The following is a 15,642-nucleotide window of genomic DNA, read 5'->3' on the forward strand; positions in this document are numbered from 1 at the left end:
AATTAAAGGAGCACGTGATGAAACGGTTACTAATTGTCTCAACTTGGTTTCAAGTTATCTGGTTCTGTGCGGTTATCGGCAATTACGACCTGCAATACCTGACATTATCCCTTGTCGTACTGACTCTCGTTTACTCAGCTGCGAAAGTGACACTTAATTGGTTTAAGTATGTCATTGTTGTTTTTTTAGGCGTTGCAGTTGATTTTACCAACTTAACGATTGGCTGGTTTAAGTTTCAACACGAGTATTTCCCCGTTTGGCTGTTTGCACTGTGGCTAATCTTTGCTTGGTATGCTTATTTTTTGTATCCGATATTGAGCCAGTATCCTTTAACCGTCGTATCAATGGTAGGAGGGATTGGAGGAACGCTTAGCTACATCGCGGGGGAAAGTCTTGGAGCCGTTTCATTTGGGGCTTCTACCTTCACCATGGTGAGCATACTGCTCGTTGAGTGGACTCTAATCATTGCATTGATTGTGAAGGTATACGGATATGAAGCGCATAGTAGTAATAACAGTGTTCCTAATGCTGACCGGTAGTGTTTTTGCGTCTGAGTCTTCAAGACATAACGTTGAAAGCTGGAAAAGTTGGTCCAGTGTTGGCCAAGCTCAGTTAACCATGTTTTTCTTTGATATTTATGAATCTCAATTACTGACGCCAAATGGTGGTTATGTTGTTGAACAGGATATTACACCTCATCCACTTGCACTTTCGATTACTTACCAAAGAGATATCTCTCAAAAACAATTGCTCGACGCAACGGTCGAACAGTGGCAAAAACTCGGTTACAAGCAGAGTGAAATGCTAGAGTGGGCGGCTAGGCTAGAAAACATCTTCCCCGACATAGAAGAAGGCAACAGCCTGACCTATGTGACAGACGGGTACAGAGGTAGCTTTTTCTATTCTAAACCTATGGTAAACGATCGGCTTATTGGCTCTATTGAGGAAGAGGCGTTTAACGATGCATTTCTCGCAATATGGTTATCACCAAATACTGAGTATCCGGGGCTCAGAGAACGTTTAATTGGGAGAAACTGATGTTTAAACGCCTAGGGCAGACAATCTTACTATTGCTAACCACTCTACTGATTTTAGGGTGTACGAGTGATCTAGATGACTACAGAGACAGCAAGCCTGAATTCAACTTGTTTGAGTACTTTGAAGGCAAGTCAATGGCTTGGGGTATGCTGCAAGATTACACCAATAAACAGACTCGCCGTTTTGAGGTTGTGATTGTCGGTAGTGTAAACGAAAATACTCTCACTCTCGTTGAAGACTTTGTGTTTGATGATGGTGAAAAATCCCAACGAATTTGGACCATTGAACGCTTAGGCGATGGGCGATATCAAGGAAGTGCTGACGACATCATTGGGGTCGCTACAGGGAGAGAAGTGGGCAATGCACTTCAGTGGCAATATGATTTTGAACTACAAATGGAAGACTCTACCGTAGTCGTAAGCTTCGATGATTGGTTATACCGCCAAGATGAAAATCATGTCTTTAATCTGACTAAGATTAAGAAGTTTGGCATTGAAGTCGGGAAGATTACGCTGTTTTTCCAGAAGCAGTGAGGTAAAGGAACGGACTTCGTCCTATGGAACGCTACGCTTTTGGAAAACGGGAGCGGGCTACGCCCTTCGGGAAAAATAAAGTTGACTCTCTAGCGTGCTCGCTCAACCTTAGTTTTCCAGTTTTCCAGTTTTCCAGTTTTCCAGTTTTCCAGTTTTCCAGTTTTCCAGTTTTCCAGTTTTCCAGTTTTCCAGTTTTCCAGTTTTCCAGTTTTCCAGTTTTCTAGCTCTCCCAAACAAAAAAGGTTGACGCCTTCACGTCAACCCTCATATTTTTCCAGCTTTCCAGCTTTCCAGCTTTCCAGCTTTCCAGCTTTCCAGCTTTCCAGCTTTCCAGCTTTCCAGCTTTCCAGCTTTCCAGCTTTCCAGCTCTTACAGCTTATCAGTTAGCTCAATCGCTTGACCGATGTAGTTAGCTGGCGTCATCTCTTTCAGACGTGCTTTCTCGTGCTCTGGTAGCTCAAGGCCGTCGATGAAGTTACGCATTGCTTCGCCATCTACACGCTTACCACGAGTTAGTTCTTTTAGCTTCTCGTATGGCTTCTCGATGCCGTAACGACGCATAACAGTTTGTACTGGCTCTGCAAGAACTTCCCAGTTTTGGTCTAGTTCTGCAAGCAGTGCTTCGCGGTTAACTTCTAGTTTGCTGATGCCTTTTAGCGTTGAAGTGTACGCGATGATTGCGTAGCCCGCACCAACACCTAGGTTGCGTAGCACTGTTGAGTCAGTTAAATCACGCTGCCAGCGAGAGATAGGGAGTTTCTGCGCTAGGTGGCCGAATACCGCGTTTGCTAGACCTAGGTTACCTTCTGAGTTTTCAAAGTCGATTGGGTTAACTTTGTGAGGCATTGTTGAAGAACCGATCTCTCCAGCAATCGTCTTTTGCTTGAAGTGACCTAGAGCGATGTAGCCCCAAACGTCACGGTCGAAGTCGATTAGGATAGTGTTGAAACGTGCAACCGCATCGAACAGTTCAGCGATGTAATCGTGCGGTTCAATTTGAGTTGTGTATGGGTTCCAAGTTACGCCTAGAGACTCAGTGATGAACTCTTCAGAGAACTGGTGCCAATCTACTTCTGGGTAAGCAGAAAGGTGAGCGTTGTAGTTACCTACAGCACCGTTAATCTTACCTAAGATTTCAACGTTAGCGATCTGCTTGTATTGACGCTCCATACGGTACGCCACGTTCGCCATCTCTTTGCCCATAGTAGAAGGAGAAGCAGGCTGGCCGTGTGTACGAGATAGAAGAGGGATGTCACGATACTCAACAGCAAGTGCTTTGATAGCATCAATGATGTTTTTGATTTCAGGAAGAATCACTTCGTCACGAGCTTCTTTCAGCATTAGCGCGTGAGAGGTGTTGTTAATGTCTTCTGAAGTACAAGCAAAGTGAATGAACTCGTTTACAGCGTGAAGCTCAGGAACTCCTGCCACTTTTTCTTTTAGGAAGTACTCAACCGCTTTAACGTCGTGGTTAGTTGTACGCTCGATTTCTTTGATGCGTGCTGCGTCTTCTTCAGAGAAGTTTGCTGCTAACTCATCTAGGAACTTGTTTGCTTCAGCGCTGAATGCTGGTACTTCTGTGATTGCATCTGTAGCTGCAAGCTTTTGTAACCAACGAATTTCAACGATAGAGCGGTACTTTAGTAGTCCAAATTCACTAAAGATGCTGCGAAGTGCGATTGTTTTGCTTCCGTAACGACCGTCTACTGGTGAAACAGCAGTCAATGCTGACAGTTCCATGATGTTCTCCTGAAAATTGAGTTTCTAAATTTTGTGTGCTTTATACCAATTACCAAAGCGTTTGTCACGAACATTGCGCAAACGTTTGCTTTGCTTTTATTTTGGATAGAAAGTGCTTTGGTATAAAAGAAGAAGCTCGCGTCATGCGCGAGCTACTAATTAACGTTAGATTCGAGCTAATAGTATTTGTGCCTGCTCAACCATTTTCTTGCGTCCAAAGATTAGGTGACGACGTTTGCCGCCAACCTGACGCCATAAAACGGCACTGCGAATACCTGATAGAAGAAGAGCGCGAACTTTGTGTTGGTTCGATGTCTGTTGCAGCACTGATGGTGTACCAGTGACTTGAATACGTGGACCAACTGGGCTGATTACATCGAGATAGACGCTGGCAAGGTTGCTGATCATCTGCTCATCAAGTAGCTCAAAATGCTCGAGTTGGCGTTCCAACATTTGAATGCGATCGCCTAACTGAGACATGGCATCGTTTCGAGTCTGAAGCTTACGCTCAAGCGCCATGAGGCTAATGATGTAACGTGTGATTTCGCTACCATTAGGAGTACTGTCGATCCCCTTAACCAAACACTCTAGACCAAGCTTGAGGTCGGATTCACGACCGAAAACACCAACGGTATTATTTGGGCTGGTGTTTAAGATCGCTTTTAGGGATGTTTCAAACGCGTCAGAGTCACAGTGACCGTTTTTTGCGACTTGTTGGACCAAAGCGACAGCTTGGCAAATTCCTGCAAAGGCGATGGTACGGTCATATAGTGTGTTAGCCACGTAGTTCTACTCCTAAAATTAAATGCGTTCTTCGATGATTCCGCCACCTAAGCAAACATCATCTTTATAGAAAACAGCAGATTGCCCTGGTGTTACAGCGATTTGAGGTTCGTCAAAGATCACTTTAATGTTTTCATCATCGATAGGGATGATAGTACATGGGATATCCGTTTGACGGTAGCGAGTTTTTACAGTGCATTGTAACGGTTCTTTAATCGCTTCACGAGCAACCCAGTGCAGTTGAGAGGCAATCAAACCTTGAGATTTGAGCATTGGGTGATCTTTACCTTGAACAGCAATCAACACATTGCGCTTAAGATCTTTGTCACCAACGAACCACGGGTCTTCATTACCGCCACCGCCTTTTTGACCACCGATATGCAGGCCTTTACGTTGACCTAAGGTGTGGTACATCAATCCGTTGTGCTTACCAATCACTTTACCTTCAGGTGTTTCAATGTCGCCTGGTTGCGCTGGTAGATAGCGGCCTAGAAAATCTGTGAATTTACGTTCGCCGATGAAACAGATACCGGTTGAGTCTTTCTTCTTCGCCGTGATCAGATCTTGTTCTTCCGCAATGCGGCGAACTTCTGGTTTCTCTAAATCACCAACAGGGAATAGGCTGCGGGCGACCTGCTCGCTGCTTAGCGTGTATAGGAAATAGCTTTGGTCCTTGTTGCTGTCTAAACCACGAAGCATGCGTGGCTTGTCGCCGTTTTCAATTTCTTCTTGCGTCGGGAATGTACGACGGACATAGTGACCCATAGCGATATAGTCTGCGTCGAGCACTTCATCCGCAAACTCTAAAAATGCTTTAAACTTGATCTCTTTGTTGCACAGAATATCTGGATTGGGTGTACGACCGGCTTTGTACTCAGCAAGGAAATACTCGAATACGTTGTCCCAATATTCGGCAGCAAAGTTAATGGTGTGCAGGTGAATGCCTAGCTTGTCACAGACCGCTTGCGCATCGGCAAGATCTTCAGCTGCCGTACAGTATTCTTCGTTGTCATCTTCTTCCCAGTTCTTCATAAACAGGCCTTCAACTTGATAGCCTTGCTGCTTAAGAAGATACGCAGATACAGATGAATCAACGCCACCGGACATGCCAACGATGACTTTCTTTTGACTGTTGTCAGACATTACTAAACACCACTTAATTTAACTGGACGCAGATTTTATCAGAAAGCATAGCGAGGGGACAGATCCGAGATCGAACTCACACTTCGAATTCGGATATTTATTATGCGTTTGCTTAATGAAAATCGGCGAAACTTAACTATTAAACTTGTATATATGGCATAGTGGCGAAAATTCAAGAGAGTTAGAGTTAACCTAATGAGCGAAGAAAACCAAATCATCGAAGAAGCACAGCTAATCGAAGTCATCGAAAACCAGCTAGAAGATGGAAACCCAGTGAAGGTGAAAGAAACCTTGATGCGTTTGATGATGACGGGCACGCCTCGTGAAGATGCTATCGCTATGATGGCGTGTGCAGTAGCGATTGAAATCTTTGATGTAATGAAAAACGAAGGTGAGTTCAACTTAAAGCGCTACGCTGAGAACCTTGACCGCTTGCCGGATCTTAGCTTTATGGAAGGTGAATAGGCGACCGCTCCTACAATAAAAGAACGCCTAACCAAAGCGATAAAAGCACTCATTAAAACTGGGTGCTTCATCAATCGACCACCCCACTTATTTATTACATTCAGAGCCGCTCTGATTTTAATTGCTGATGCAAACGTTTGCTATAATACCTTTTGTTGCCGTCCTAAAACCTGCAAGGTAGAATCCGGCATCCTTTCATCCCTTATTCAGATTCTTTACTGCAGAAGCATTGTTATGAAATTTCCTGGTCAACGTAAATCGAAGCATTACTTTCCTGTTCACGCTCGTGATCCATTAGTGAGTCAATCTCAAGAAAGTAAAAAGATGTCGCGCACGCATATTATCGGCATTGATCAAACTCTTGTTGATATTGAGGCCAAAGTAAGCAGTGAGCTTATCGAAAAATACCAACTGAGTAAGGGACACTCGCTCGTTATTGATGATGAGACTGCTGAAGCGCTATATAACGAACTAAAAGATCGAGATTTGATCACCAATGAATATGCTGGTGGTACGATTGGCAATACGCTTCACAACTATTCAGTACTAGCAGATGATCGCTCTACACTTTTAGGTGTAATGAGCCAAGACATTAAAATTGGTAGCTACGGCTATCGCTATTTATGTAATACATCGAGCCGTATGGATCTAAACCATTTGCAAGGTGTCGACGGGGCAATTGGTCGCTGTTTCGCATTAATTACTGAAGACGGTGAGCGCACTTTCGCTATTAGTGAAGGGCAAATGAATCAGCTCCATCCAGATAGCATTCCTGAAAAGATATTTAAAAATGCTTCTGCTTTGGTATTAACCGCTTATTTGGTCCGTTGTAAGAAAGGCGACCCAATGCCTGAAGCGACGATGAAAGCTATCGAGTATGCAAAAAAACATGACGTACCTGTTGTGCTAACCCTAGGCACCAAATTCGTTATTCAAGATGATCCAACATTTTGGCAAGATTTTTTAAACGATCATGTTTCTGTGGTGGCAATGAATGAAGACGAAGCAGAAGCGCTTACAGGAGAGTCTGATCCACTTGCAGCTTCTGACAAAACGTTAGAGTGGGTTGATTTAGTATTATGTACTGCAGGGCCAGTTGGTCTATTTATGGCGGGTTACACCGAAGAATCTGCAAAACGTGAAACGTCTTTACCATTATTACCGGGTAGTATTGCAGAATTTAACCGTTACGAATTTAGCCGACCTGCTTCAAAAGCGCTTTGCGACAATCCGATCAAAGTTTACTCGCATATTTCACCGTATATGGGTGGCCCAGAGAAAATTAAAAATACTAATGGTGCCGGTGATGCTGCATTATCTGCATTGTTACACGATATGGCGGCGAATAAATACCACAAAGAGAATGTGCCTAACTCAAGTAAGCACGCACATTCATACTTAACTTATTCATCGTTCTCGCAAGTATGTAAATACTCTAATCGCGCTAGTTACGAAGTGCTAGTACAGCATTCACCGCGCCTATCTCGTGGACTTCCTGAACGAGAAGATAGCTTAGAAGAAGCGTACTGGGAACGTTAATTCTACTGCAAACTATCAAAGCCTCAATTTAGTGAGGCTTTTTTAATTTTTAGAGAGGATAATAAAAAAGCGCCATAAAGGCGCTTTTTAAATAAATCACTCAAAACGATTAGATTAGGAAGTCGTCTAGTGACTTGCCTGCATCTAATTGCTCTTGGATTACTGAAGGTGTACGACCTTGTCCTGTCCAAGTTTTTTCTTCACCAGAAGCATCAACATATTTATATTTTGCTGGGCGAGGAGCACGCTTCGCTTTTGGCTTACTTCCTTTAGACTCACCTGCCAATGCAGAAATAAGCGCTTCGACGTCGATGCCGTCTTTAGTAATCTGTTCAGCAATAGCGGCTAATTTAGCTTCTTGCTCTGCAGCTGCTTCACGTTCAGCTTCTTCTGCTTCTTTACGCTCAGCTACAACAGTAGTTAGTTTATCTAACGCTTCTTCTAATTGCTCAAGTGTTAGCTCTCGAGAAAAAGCACGTAGACTACGAATGTTTAATAGTGTTTTTGTTAGTTCCGACATTTATTCATCTCTTCGCAATATAAGTTGTCGATGTATGAATCATAAACCTCTTAATTTAATATTACAATCTCACTGACATAAATTTACGTAAAATAACTATCACAATGTTGTTTGATAGCCATTTCATTATTAATTTAGCTGCTTGCAATAAATAGATTTTTAATCACGATATAACTTTTATATTAACAGAGAACTATCTGAGAGTGCGGTTTCATATTAAATGTTATCGCGAATATAGGCGTAGCCCCAAGGTATATGTCCTTCATTATGTATTAGTGCGGAAAAACAAGTCTGGTGTATCAAAAAAATGTATCTGTCATGTAAAGGTAGTTAGACAAACACGTCATTAATCGGGTGGATTTCTGAGAAATCAGAACGTTCGAGTTCAATGGATGAACCAATATGCTATCCAATGGGATGACTATTCATCAATCATGAAAGCTTAGTCGAAGCTAGCTAACGATATTTTTAACAGTAGAAAAGGAATATTATGTTGAAAGAGGTGGTGATATGAGTACAATGGGCGCAACCTAATGCGATTTGTTGGTTAAATTATTGTTAAAATGATTTTTCGGTAGTTTAAAGTTTCAACGATCGCGGTAGAGGCGCGGAATAAATAAGTAGTGTTTGCTGGGGTGATGCCAATGAGCAAGCATAAAAGGTTATTTCGCCGAAGTGAACTTTCTCATCAAAGAGGTTTGCTGGGGTTACACCCGAAAGGGGTAACACTGCCATAGTCTATAATTTGTAAAACTATGGAGCGCTACTGTAGGGCTGGGTTTCGCATTCGCTGACCTATCGCTAATTTCAACTTAATTGATTGGAAATGATTTCCTTCAATTAGTCTGCAGTAGATCTCTAACCATTTATTACTGGTTTTTGAAGATCATGAATTTAATTGATTTTGCATCATCTCCTTTATCTCTTTTGCCGCCACTTGTGGCATTGAGTCTTGCTATTATTACCCGCCGTGTACTTGTTTCACTCGGTGTGGGTATTGTTTTGGGCGCTATCTTACTTAATGACTACTCATTTGGTAGTGCGCTTGGATATGTTGGTTCTACCGTTTCAAGCGTCTTTATTGAAGATGGTGGCATCAATACTTGGAATATGAGTATTGTTGGCTTCCTACTCCTGCTAGGAATGATGACAGCGCTATTAACGCTTTCAGGCGGTACACGCGCGTTTGCGGAGTGGGCTCAAACTCGAGTTAAGAGTAAGCGTGGCTCTAAGCTTCTTGCTGCATTTTTAGGTGTTTTCATCTTCGTTGATGATTACTTTAATAGCTTGGCTGTTGGTGCGATCTCTCGCCCTGTCACTGACCGTTTCTACGTATCACGAGCTAAGCTAGCTTATATCCTTGACTCAACAGCGGCTCCAATGTGTGTGATCATGCCTGCTTCTAGCTGGGGTGCCTACATCATGACAATTATTGGTGGCATCTTAGTTTCGCATGGTATCACTGAGTATTCAGCGCTTGGCGCATATGTTCGTCTAATTCCGATGAACTTCTACGCTATCTTTGCACTACTTATGGTGTTTGCTGTTGCTTGGTTCGGACTAGACATCGGTAAGATGCGAGAGCATGAAATTGCGGCGTCACGTGGTCACGGTTTCGCTAAAGAGCAAGCTGAAGACTCGGAAGAAGCTCATGAGCTAAACGAAGAGTTGGATATCGAAGAGAGCGATAAAGGTAAAGTTTCTGACCTGATCTTGCCGATCGTACTACTTATTGTTGCGACTGTTGCTTCAATGCTTTACACCGGCGGACAAGCTCTTGCAGCTGACGGTATCGACTTTAACTTACTTGGTGCATTTGAAAACACTGATGTAGGTACATCTCTTATTTACGGTGGCCTAGTTGGCCTGGCTGTTGCGCTGTTTACCGTTGTTAAACAAGGTATTGCGGTAAGTGAGATCTCGCGTACGCTTTGGATCGGTGCGAAATCAATGTTTGGCGCGATCCTGATCCTAGTGTTTGCTTGGACGATTGGTTCAGTTATCGGTGACATGAACACAGGTAAGTACTTGTCGACCTTAGCTCAAGGCAATATCAACCCACACTGGTTGCCAGTTATTTTGTTCCTATTGTCTGGTCTTATGGCGTTTTCTACAGGTACATCATGGGGCACATTCGGTATTATGTTGCCTATCGCGGGTGATATGGCAGGTGCAACGGATCTAGCGCTAATGCTACCAATGTTAAGTGCTGTATTAGCGGGTTCAGTATTTGGTGACCACTGTTCACCAATCTCAGATACAACCATTCTTTCTTCGACAGGTGCTCGTTGTAATCACATCGATCACGTAGCGACTCAGTTACCATATGCACTGTCAGTTGCACTAGTGTCGTGTATTGGTTTCATTACTCTGGGTATGACCGCTTCTATCGGCATGTCATTCGCAGCAGCGTCGGTAGCATTTATCGCTATTTGTGTCTTGCTATCTGTTCTGTCTAAGTCAAAGATGGCGAGTTGTCAAAACGCGTAACAGATTGAAGTTATTGCTAATAGATAAGGGAGCTCAGGCTCCCTTTTTATTTGTCATATACAAATTGAAAAAAGTTTAAATAAATGGTTGAAAAATGTTTTCGCCTTGGTTAGTGTGGATATCAACAAAGCGAACAGAAGAGCTTATTAAGTATGCGTAAATTAGTCATGAACATTCATCACCATCATCACCCAGTCTAGTCTTTCGGGAGATGCACGCATACCCGGGAGACAGGAAACTCCCGGAGGCTAAAATCGCAAACTACAAGATTTAGAACCCTCGGGAGAACAACTCTTCCGAGGGTTTTTCAGTATTTGAATCTTAAAAAGTTTATAAATTTCAAAATCTTGCACAGGGATACAGCAATGCAAACACAACGCCTAAGAATCGCAATCCAAAAGAAAGGTCGCCTGAGTAAAGAGTGTCAGACTCTGCTTAAAAAGTGCGGCGTTAAATTCAACATCATGGGTGAGCGCCTTGTTGTTCACTCACTAAATATGCCAATTGACCTATTACTAGTACGCGATGATGATATTCCAGGTCTTATCATGGATGGTGTGGTTGACCTTGGCTTTATCGGTGAAAACGAACTGGAAGAAGTACGTTTAGATCGTAAGGCGTTGGGCGAGCCAAGTGAGTTTGTTCAGTTGCGTCGTCTAGATTTTGGTGGTTGTCGCCTATCTATCGCAATTGATAAAGATGAAGAATACAACGGTCCTCAGGACCTAGCAGGCAAACGCATTGCAACGACTTACCCTCAGCTACTCAAAGCGTACATGGACGAACAAGGTGTCCCTTTCTCTACCTGTATGCTCACTGGTTCCGTAGAAGTGGCTCCGCGAGCGGGTCTTGCAGATGCAATTGCCGATCTTGTTTCTACTGGTGCAACTCTAGAAGCGAATGGTCTTAAAGAAGCTGAAATCATCTTCAAATCAAAAGCGACACTGATTCAACGTACTGGTGAGTTTGACGCCGACAAAGTGGCGTTAATCGAAAAGCTCCTGACTCGCATGCAAGGCGTACAGCAAGCAAAAGAATCGAAATACATCATGCTGCATGCACCAACGGATAAGTTGGACCAAATCAAATCTTTACTACCGGGTGCTGAAGATCCTACGGTTCTACCTCTTTCTGCAGATCAGCAAAAAGTCGCGGTTCACTTGGTGAGTACTGAAAACTTGTTCTGGGAAACAATGGAACAGCTAAAAGAGTTGGGCGCGAGCTCAATCCTAGTATTGCCAATTGAGAAAATGATGGAGTAATCACAATGAGAACAGTCGTTTGGCAATCATTAAGTGAATCTCAGCAAGACTCTATTTTAGAGCGTCCGGCAATTACTGAAGGTGCGAATATCACCGCAGCGGTTTCGCAAGTGATCGCCAAGGTTCGCGAAGAAGGGGATGCTGCGCTACTAGAGCTGACAGAAAAGTTTGATCGCGTTAAGCCTGAGTCGATTCGTGTCTCTGAGCAAGAGGTAGAGGCGGCATGTGAACGCTTGTCTTCCAACATGAAACAGGCACTTGAACAGGCCTATGCGAATATATCTAAGTTCCACAAGGCGCAAAAACCTCAGCCGATTAAGGTTGAGACACAACCTGGTGTATTGTGTGAGCAAGTCACTCGTCCAATTCAAAAAGTCGGATTGTACATTCCGGGGGGCAGTGCACCATTGCCATCGACGGTTTTAATGCTTGGGGTGCCAGCGAAAATTGCAGGTTGTCGCAAAGTGGTTCTTTGTTCTCCTCCGCCGATCGCAGATGAGATCCTTTATGTCGCTAAGTTGTGTGGCATTGATGAAGTCTACAACGTAGGTGGCGGTCAAGCGGTTGCGGCAATGGCGTATGGTACGGAAAGCGTTTCAAAAGTAGATAAGATTTTTGGGCCGGGTAATGCTTACGTGACAGAAGCAAAGCGTCAGGTCAGTAATGACTTCCGTGGCGCGGCAATTGATATGCCAGCAGGGCCTTCTGAAGTGTTAGTACTGGCTGACGAAACGGCTGATCCAGATTTTATTGCTGCCGACTTGCTTAGCCAAGCAGAGCACGGACCAGATTCACAAGTTGTGCTTGTTACACCATCACCGATTGTAGCCGATCAGGTTACCGATGCAGTTCAGCGTCAGCTTAGAGAGCTGTCTCGTGCGGATATCGCTGAGAAGGCCTTGGCTTCAAGTTTAATCATTATCTCTGAGTCGTTGACTCAAGCAGTGTCGATTTCGAACTACTATGGTCCGGAACACCTGATTGTACAGACTAAGAATCCGCGTGAGCTTCTGCCCCTATTAGACAATGCAGGTTCGATTTTCCTAGGTGATTGGTCTCCTGAGTCAGCAGGTGATTATGCGTCAGGGACAAACCATGTTCTTCCAACTTACGGTTACACACGTACTTACTCAAGTCTTGGACTGGCTGATTTCTCTAAACGGATGACAGTACAAGAGCTTACGGCAGACGGCTTGAAAGAATTAGCGCCAACTGTTGTCACTATGGCGGAAGCAGAAGGTCTGGATGCGCACAAGCGTGCTGTGACGATTCGTGTCGAAAAACTGGCAGCTAAGTAAGAGGGCAATGAGATGGAAAAGCTAGCGCGTAAACAAGTCCAACAACTGACTCCTTATTTATCGGCTCGCCGAATTGGTGGTACGGGAGACGTTTGGCTGAACGCGAATGAATCGCCATTCAACAACGAATACAAAACAGATTTTGCGCGTTTGAATCGCTACAGCGAATGTCAGCCAAAAGAGCTAATTGAAGCGTATGCGGCTTATGCGGGTGTAAAACCAGAGCAAACACTGACCTCTCGCGGAGCTGACGAAGGTATCGAATTATTGATCCGTGCTTTCTGTGAGCCGGGTGAAGATGCGATTCTTTATTGCCCACCGACTTACGGAATGTATGCAATCAGCGCAGAAACCATTGGCGTAGAGCGTAAGACTGTGCCGCTAACGTCAGAGTGGCAACTCGACCTAGAAGGCATCGAAGCCAACCTAGATAATGCCAAACTGGTATTTGTCTGTTCGCCAAATAACCCAACGGGCAATCTAGTTAAGCGTGAAGATATTGTCTCTCTGCTTGAGATGACAAAAGATCGCGCCATTGTCGTGATGGACGAAGCGTATATCGATTTCTGCCCTGAAGCGTCGACGGTCGATTTATTAGCGCAATATCCGAACCTAGCGATTTTACGTACTCTGTCTAAAGCTTTCGCGCTTGCGGGCTTGCGCTGCGGTTTCACCCTTGCAAACGAAGAGCTGATTAATGTACTTCTTAAGGTTATCGCACCGTACCCAGTGCCAGTGCCAGTAGCAGAAATCGCGACTCAGGCGTTATCTGAAGCGGGACTCGCTAGAGCGAAGTTTCAAGTTCTTGACCTCAATGCAAACCGCGCTTATCTGCAAGTTGGTTTATCAATGATTGAAGGTTTAGAGATATTTGAAGGCTGGGGTAATTACCTATTGGTTAAATTCCCGCAAGGTGACGAACTATTTAAAGCGGCATGGGAGAGTGGCATTATTTTACGCAATTCTCCTATCGAAAACTGTGTACGTATTAGTATTGGTAGTCGAGACGAGTGCGAAAAGACACTCGGATTTATTAGAAACTATTACAGCTAAATATCATTGGCTCTGGCCTTTGCGAGAGCCACTAAATTTGAAATAAGGAAGTTCGAGTGAGCAAGCAACAAAAAATTCTATTTATCGACCGAGATGGCACCTTAATTGTTGAGCCGCCGGTGGACTTTCAAGTAGACCGATTAGACAAACTAAAGCTAGAGCCGTTTGTTATTCCAAGTCTACTCTCGCTTCAAGATGCGGGTTACCGCCTAGTGATGGTGACTAACCAAGACGGTTTGGGCACCGACAGCTACCCGCAAGCAGACTTTGATGCGCCACATAATATGATGATGGAGATCTTTGAATCTCAGGGTGTGAAGTTTGATGATGTGCTGATTTGTCCTCACTTTGATGAAGACAACTGTTCTTGCCGTAAGCCTAAATTGGGTTTGGTTAAAGAATACCTTCAAGGTGGCAAAGTCGATTTCCAAAACTCGGTTGTGATTGGCGACCGTCAAACGGACCTTCAACTTGCAGAAAACATGGCAATTCGTGGCATTCAATACAACCCAGAAACCATGAACTGGAAACAGATCCTTAAAGATCTGACCGTCGAAGCCCGTGTTGCCGAAGTGATTCGAACCACTAAAGAAACGGACATTAAAGTTGCAGTTAACCTGGATGAGCAGGGAAGCAACCAAATTTCTACTGGTCTTGGTTTCTTCGACCACATGCTAGATCAAATCGCGACCCACGGCGGATTCCAGATGGTGTGCGAAGTAGAAGGCGACTTACACATTGATGACCACCACACGGTAGAAGATACCGCTCTTGCATTGGGTCAAGCGCTGAAAGAAGCTCTCGGTGACAAGCGTGGCATCGGTCGCTTTGGCTTTAGCCTGCCAATGGATGAGTGTTTAGCTCAGTGTGCACTTGATCTGTCTGGTCGTCCTTATCTTAAGTTTGACGCTGAGTTTGGTCGCGAGCAGGTAGGTGACCTATCCACAGAGATGGTGGTTCATTTCTTCCGCTCATTGACTGATACGCTAGCGTGTACGTTGCACCTATCTTCAGCTGGCGATAATGATCACCACATTATTGAGAGTCTATTTAAAGCGTTTGGTCGTACTTTACGCCAAGCAATCAAAGTAGAAGGCACTGAGCTACCAAGTAGTAAAGGCGTACTTTAAGGCTAACGTTAGCAAGGAGAAAAGCAGTGACAGAACAGAAAGTAGTCATTATTGATACTGGTTGTGCCAACGTTTCTTCGGTGAAGTTTGCCATTGAACGTTTAGGTTATGACGTAACGATTTCTAAAGACCCTCAAGTAGTGCTTGCAGCAGATAAGCTATTTCTACCAGGTGTAGGGACAGCAAGTGAAGCGATGAAGAACCTCGAAGAGCGTGATCTAATCAGCTTGGTAAAACAGGTAGAAAAGCCGCTGCTAGGGATCTGTTTAGGTATGCAGCTGTTGGGCAAAGCGTCTCAAGAAAAAGGGCAGAAAGCGGATGAGCTAGTTGAGTGCCTTGGACTTTGTGATGGTGAAGTGAAGCTGCTTCAAACCGGTGACTTACCACTGCCTCACATGGGGTGGAACACTGTCTCAGCTAAAACAGGCAACCCACTATTCAAAGGGATTGAAGAAGGCGAGTACTTCTATTTCGTACATAGCTTTGCCATGCCTGTTGGCGAGTACACGATTGCAGAGTGTGAATACGAAAATCCATTCACGGCTGCTGTGCAAAGCGGTAACTACTACGGTGTGCAATTCCACCCTGAGCGTTCTTCAAAAGCGGGCGCAAAGCTTATTCAAAACTTCTTAGAATTATAAAAGGGAT

The 15,642-nt window shown here is 44.2% G+C and carries 15 protein-coding genes, 1 riboswitch and 1 other annotated feature; of the genes, 11 read left to right on the forward strand and 4 right to left on the reverse strand.

Translation table 11 applies throughout. The features are described from left to right. Nucleotides 1–17 precede the first annotated feature (17 nt). The 3 genes from AC6R16_RS11985 to AC6R16_RS11995 are packed head-to-tail and all read left to right on the forward strand — an operon-like array spanning nt 18 to nt 1,571. The gene (locus AC6R16_RS11985; RefSeq protein WP_500674488.1) at nt 18–539 is read left to right on the forward strand and encodes a DUF2878 domain-containing protein; all 522 of its coding nucleotides are present in this window, start codon (nt 18–20) and stop codon (nt 537–539) included. Next, entirely contained in the window at nt 493–1,038 is a 546-nt protein-coding gene (locus tag AC6R16_RS11990; RefSeq protein WP_500640734.1) for a chalcone isomerase family protein, read from the forward strand. Before AC6R16_RS11985 ends, AC6R16_RS11990 begins: the two co-directional genes overlap by 47 nt. Continuing rightward, a complete protein-coding gene (locus AC6R16_RS11995) occupies nt 1,038–1,571 on the forward strand; it encodes a DUF3833 domain-containing protein (RefSeq protein ID WP_500674489.1) in 534 nt (177 codons plus the stop codon). The genes AC6R16_RS11990 and AC6R16_RS11995 overlap by 1 nt, the downstream gene beginning before the upstream one ends. Before the next feature lie 369 nt (nt 1,572–1,940). Here AC6R16_RS11995 and purB read toward each other — a convergent pair whose 3' ends face one another. From purB to mnmA, 3 genes are all read right to left on the reverse strand, one after another. Beyond that, nucleotides 1,941–3,311, reverse strand: a complete 1,371-nt coding sequence (purB, locus tag AC6R16_RS12000; protein WP_500674490.1) for an adenylosuccinate lyase — start codon at nt 3,309–3,311, stop codon at nt 1,941–1,943. Nucleotides 3,312–3,476: 165 nt separating this feature from the next. Continuing rightward, a complete protein-coding gene (gene hflD, locus AC6R16_RS12005) occupies nt 3,477–4,094 on the reverse strand; it encodes a high frequency lysogenization protein HflD (protein ID WP_425666643.1) in 618 nt (205 codons plus the stop codon). A gap of 18 nt (nt 4,095–4,112) precedes the next feature. After that, complete coding sequence (gene mnmA / locus AC6R16_RS12010; protein ID WP_500674491.1) at nt 4,113–5,237, reverse strand: tRNA 2-thiouridine(34) synthase MnmA; 1,125 nt, start codon at nt 5,235–5,237, stop codon at nt 4,113–4,115. A gap of 195 nt (nt 5,238–5,432) precedes the next feature. Between mnmA and AC6R16_RS12015 the strand changes: the two genes are divergently transcribed. Further along, nucleotides 5,433–5,702 (forward strand): hypothetical protein, encoded by a 270-nt coding sequence (locus tag AC6R16_RS12015; RefSeq protein ID WP_004746866.1) that lies wholly within the window; start codon nt 5,433–5,435, stop codon nt 5,700–5,702. Between the two features lie 234 nt (nt 5,703–5,936). Continuing rightward, nucleotides 5,937–7,241, forward strand: a complete 1,305-nt coding sequence (locus AC6R16_RS12020; protein WP_500640730.1) for an inosine/guanosine kinase — start codon at nt 5,937–5,939, stop codon at nt 7,239–7,241. A gap of 109 nt (nt 7,242–7,350) precedes the next feature. Here the strand turns inward: AC6R16_RS12020 and AC6R16_RS12025 are convergent, their stop codons facing one another. Then, entirely contained in the window at nt 7,351–7,761 is a 411-nt protein-coding gene (locus AC6R16_RS12025) for an H-NS family histone-like protein (protein WP_004746864.1), read from the reverse strand. Nucleotides 7,762–8,353: 592 nt separating this feature from the next. After that, a riboswitch (Lysine riboswitch) is annotated at nt 8,354–8,535 on the forward strand. A gap of 114 nt (nt 8,536–8,649) precedes the next feature. On the opposite strand from AC6R16_RS12025, the gene tet(35) reads away from it, so the two are divergent. The 6 genes from tet(35) to hisH all read left to right on the forward strand — a co-directional run bounded on the left by tet(35) (nt 8,650) and on the right by hisH (nt 15,635). Continuing rightward, complete coding sequence (gene tet(35), locus AC6R16_RS12030; protein WP_500640729.1) at nt 8,650–10,251, forward strand: tetracycline efflux Na+/H+ antiporter family transporter Tet(35); 1,602 nt, start codon at nt 8,650–8,652, stop codon at nt 10,249–10,251. Nucleotides 10,252–10,426: 175 nt separating this feature from the next. Next, nucleotides 10,427–10,563: a sequence feature (His leader region), on the forward strand. 53 nt (nt 10,564–10,616) lie between these two features. Then, nucleotides 10,617–11,513, forward strand: a complete 897-nt coding sequence (gene hisG / locus AC6R16_RS12035) for an ATP phosphoribosyltransferase (RefSeq protein ID WP_367939984.1) — start codon at nt 10,617–10,619, stop codon at nt 11,511–11,513. A gap of 5 nt (nt 11,514–11,518) precedes the next feature. Beyond that, nucleotides 11,519–12,811, forward strand: a complete 1,293-nt coding sequence (gene hisD / locus AC6R16_RS12040) for a histidinol dehydrogenase (RefSeq protein WP_500674492.1) — start codon at nt 11,519–11,521, stop codon at nt 12,809–12,811. A 12-nt stretch (nt 12,812–12,823) separates the two neighbouring features. Further along, nucleotides 12,824–13,864 carry a histidinol-phosphate transaminase gene (gene hisC, locus AC6R16_RS12045; protein ID WP_500674493.1) on the forward strand — a complete coding sequence of 347 codons (1,041 nt, stop codon included), beginning with the start codon at nt 12,824–12,826 and terminating at the stop codon, nt 13,862–13,864. Between the two features lie 56 nt (nt 13,865–13,920). Next, on the forward strand, nt 13,921–14,994 hold the full coding sequence (gene hisB / locus AC6R16_RS12050; protein ID WP_500674494.1) for a bifunctional histidinol-phosphatase/imidazoleglycerol-phosphate dehydratase HisB: 1,074 nt from the start codon (nt 13,921–13,923) through the stop codon (nt 14,992–14,994). Nucleotides 14,995–15,020: 26 nt separating this feature from the next. Then, nucleotides 15,021–15,635 (forward strand): imidazole glycerol phosphate synthase subunit HisH, encoded by a 615-nt coding sequence (gene hisH / locus AC6R16_RS12055; protein WP_500674495.1) that lies wholly within the window; start codon nt 15,021–15,023, stop codon nt 15,633–15,635. Nucleotides 15,636–15,642: the final 7 nt, after the last annotated feature.

This window comes from Vibrio sp. R10-SG3-ISO10, assembly GCF_059834185.1.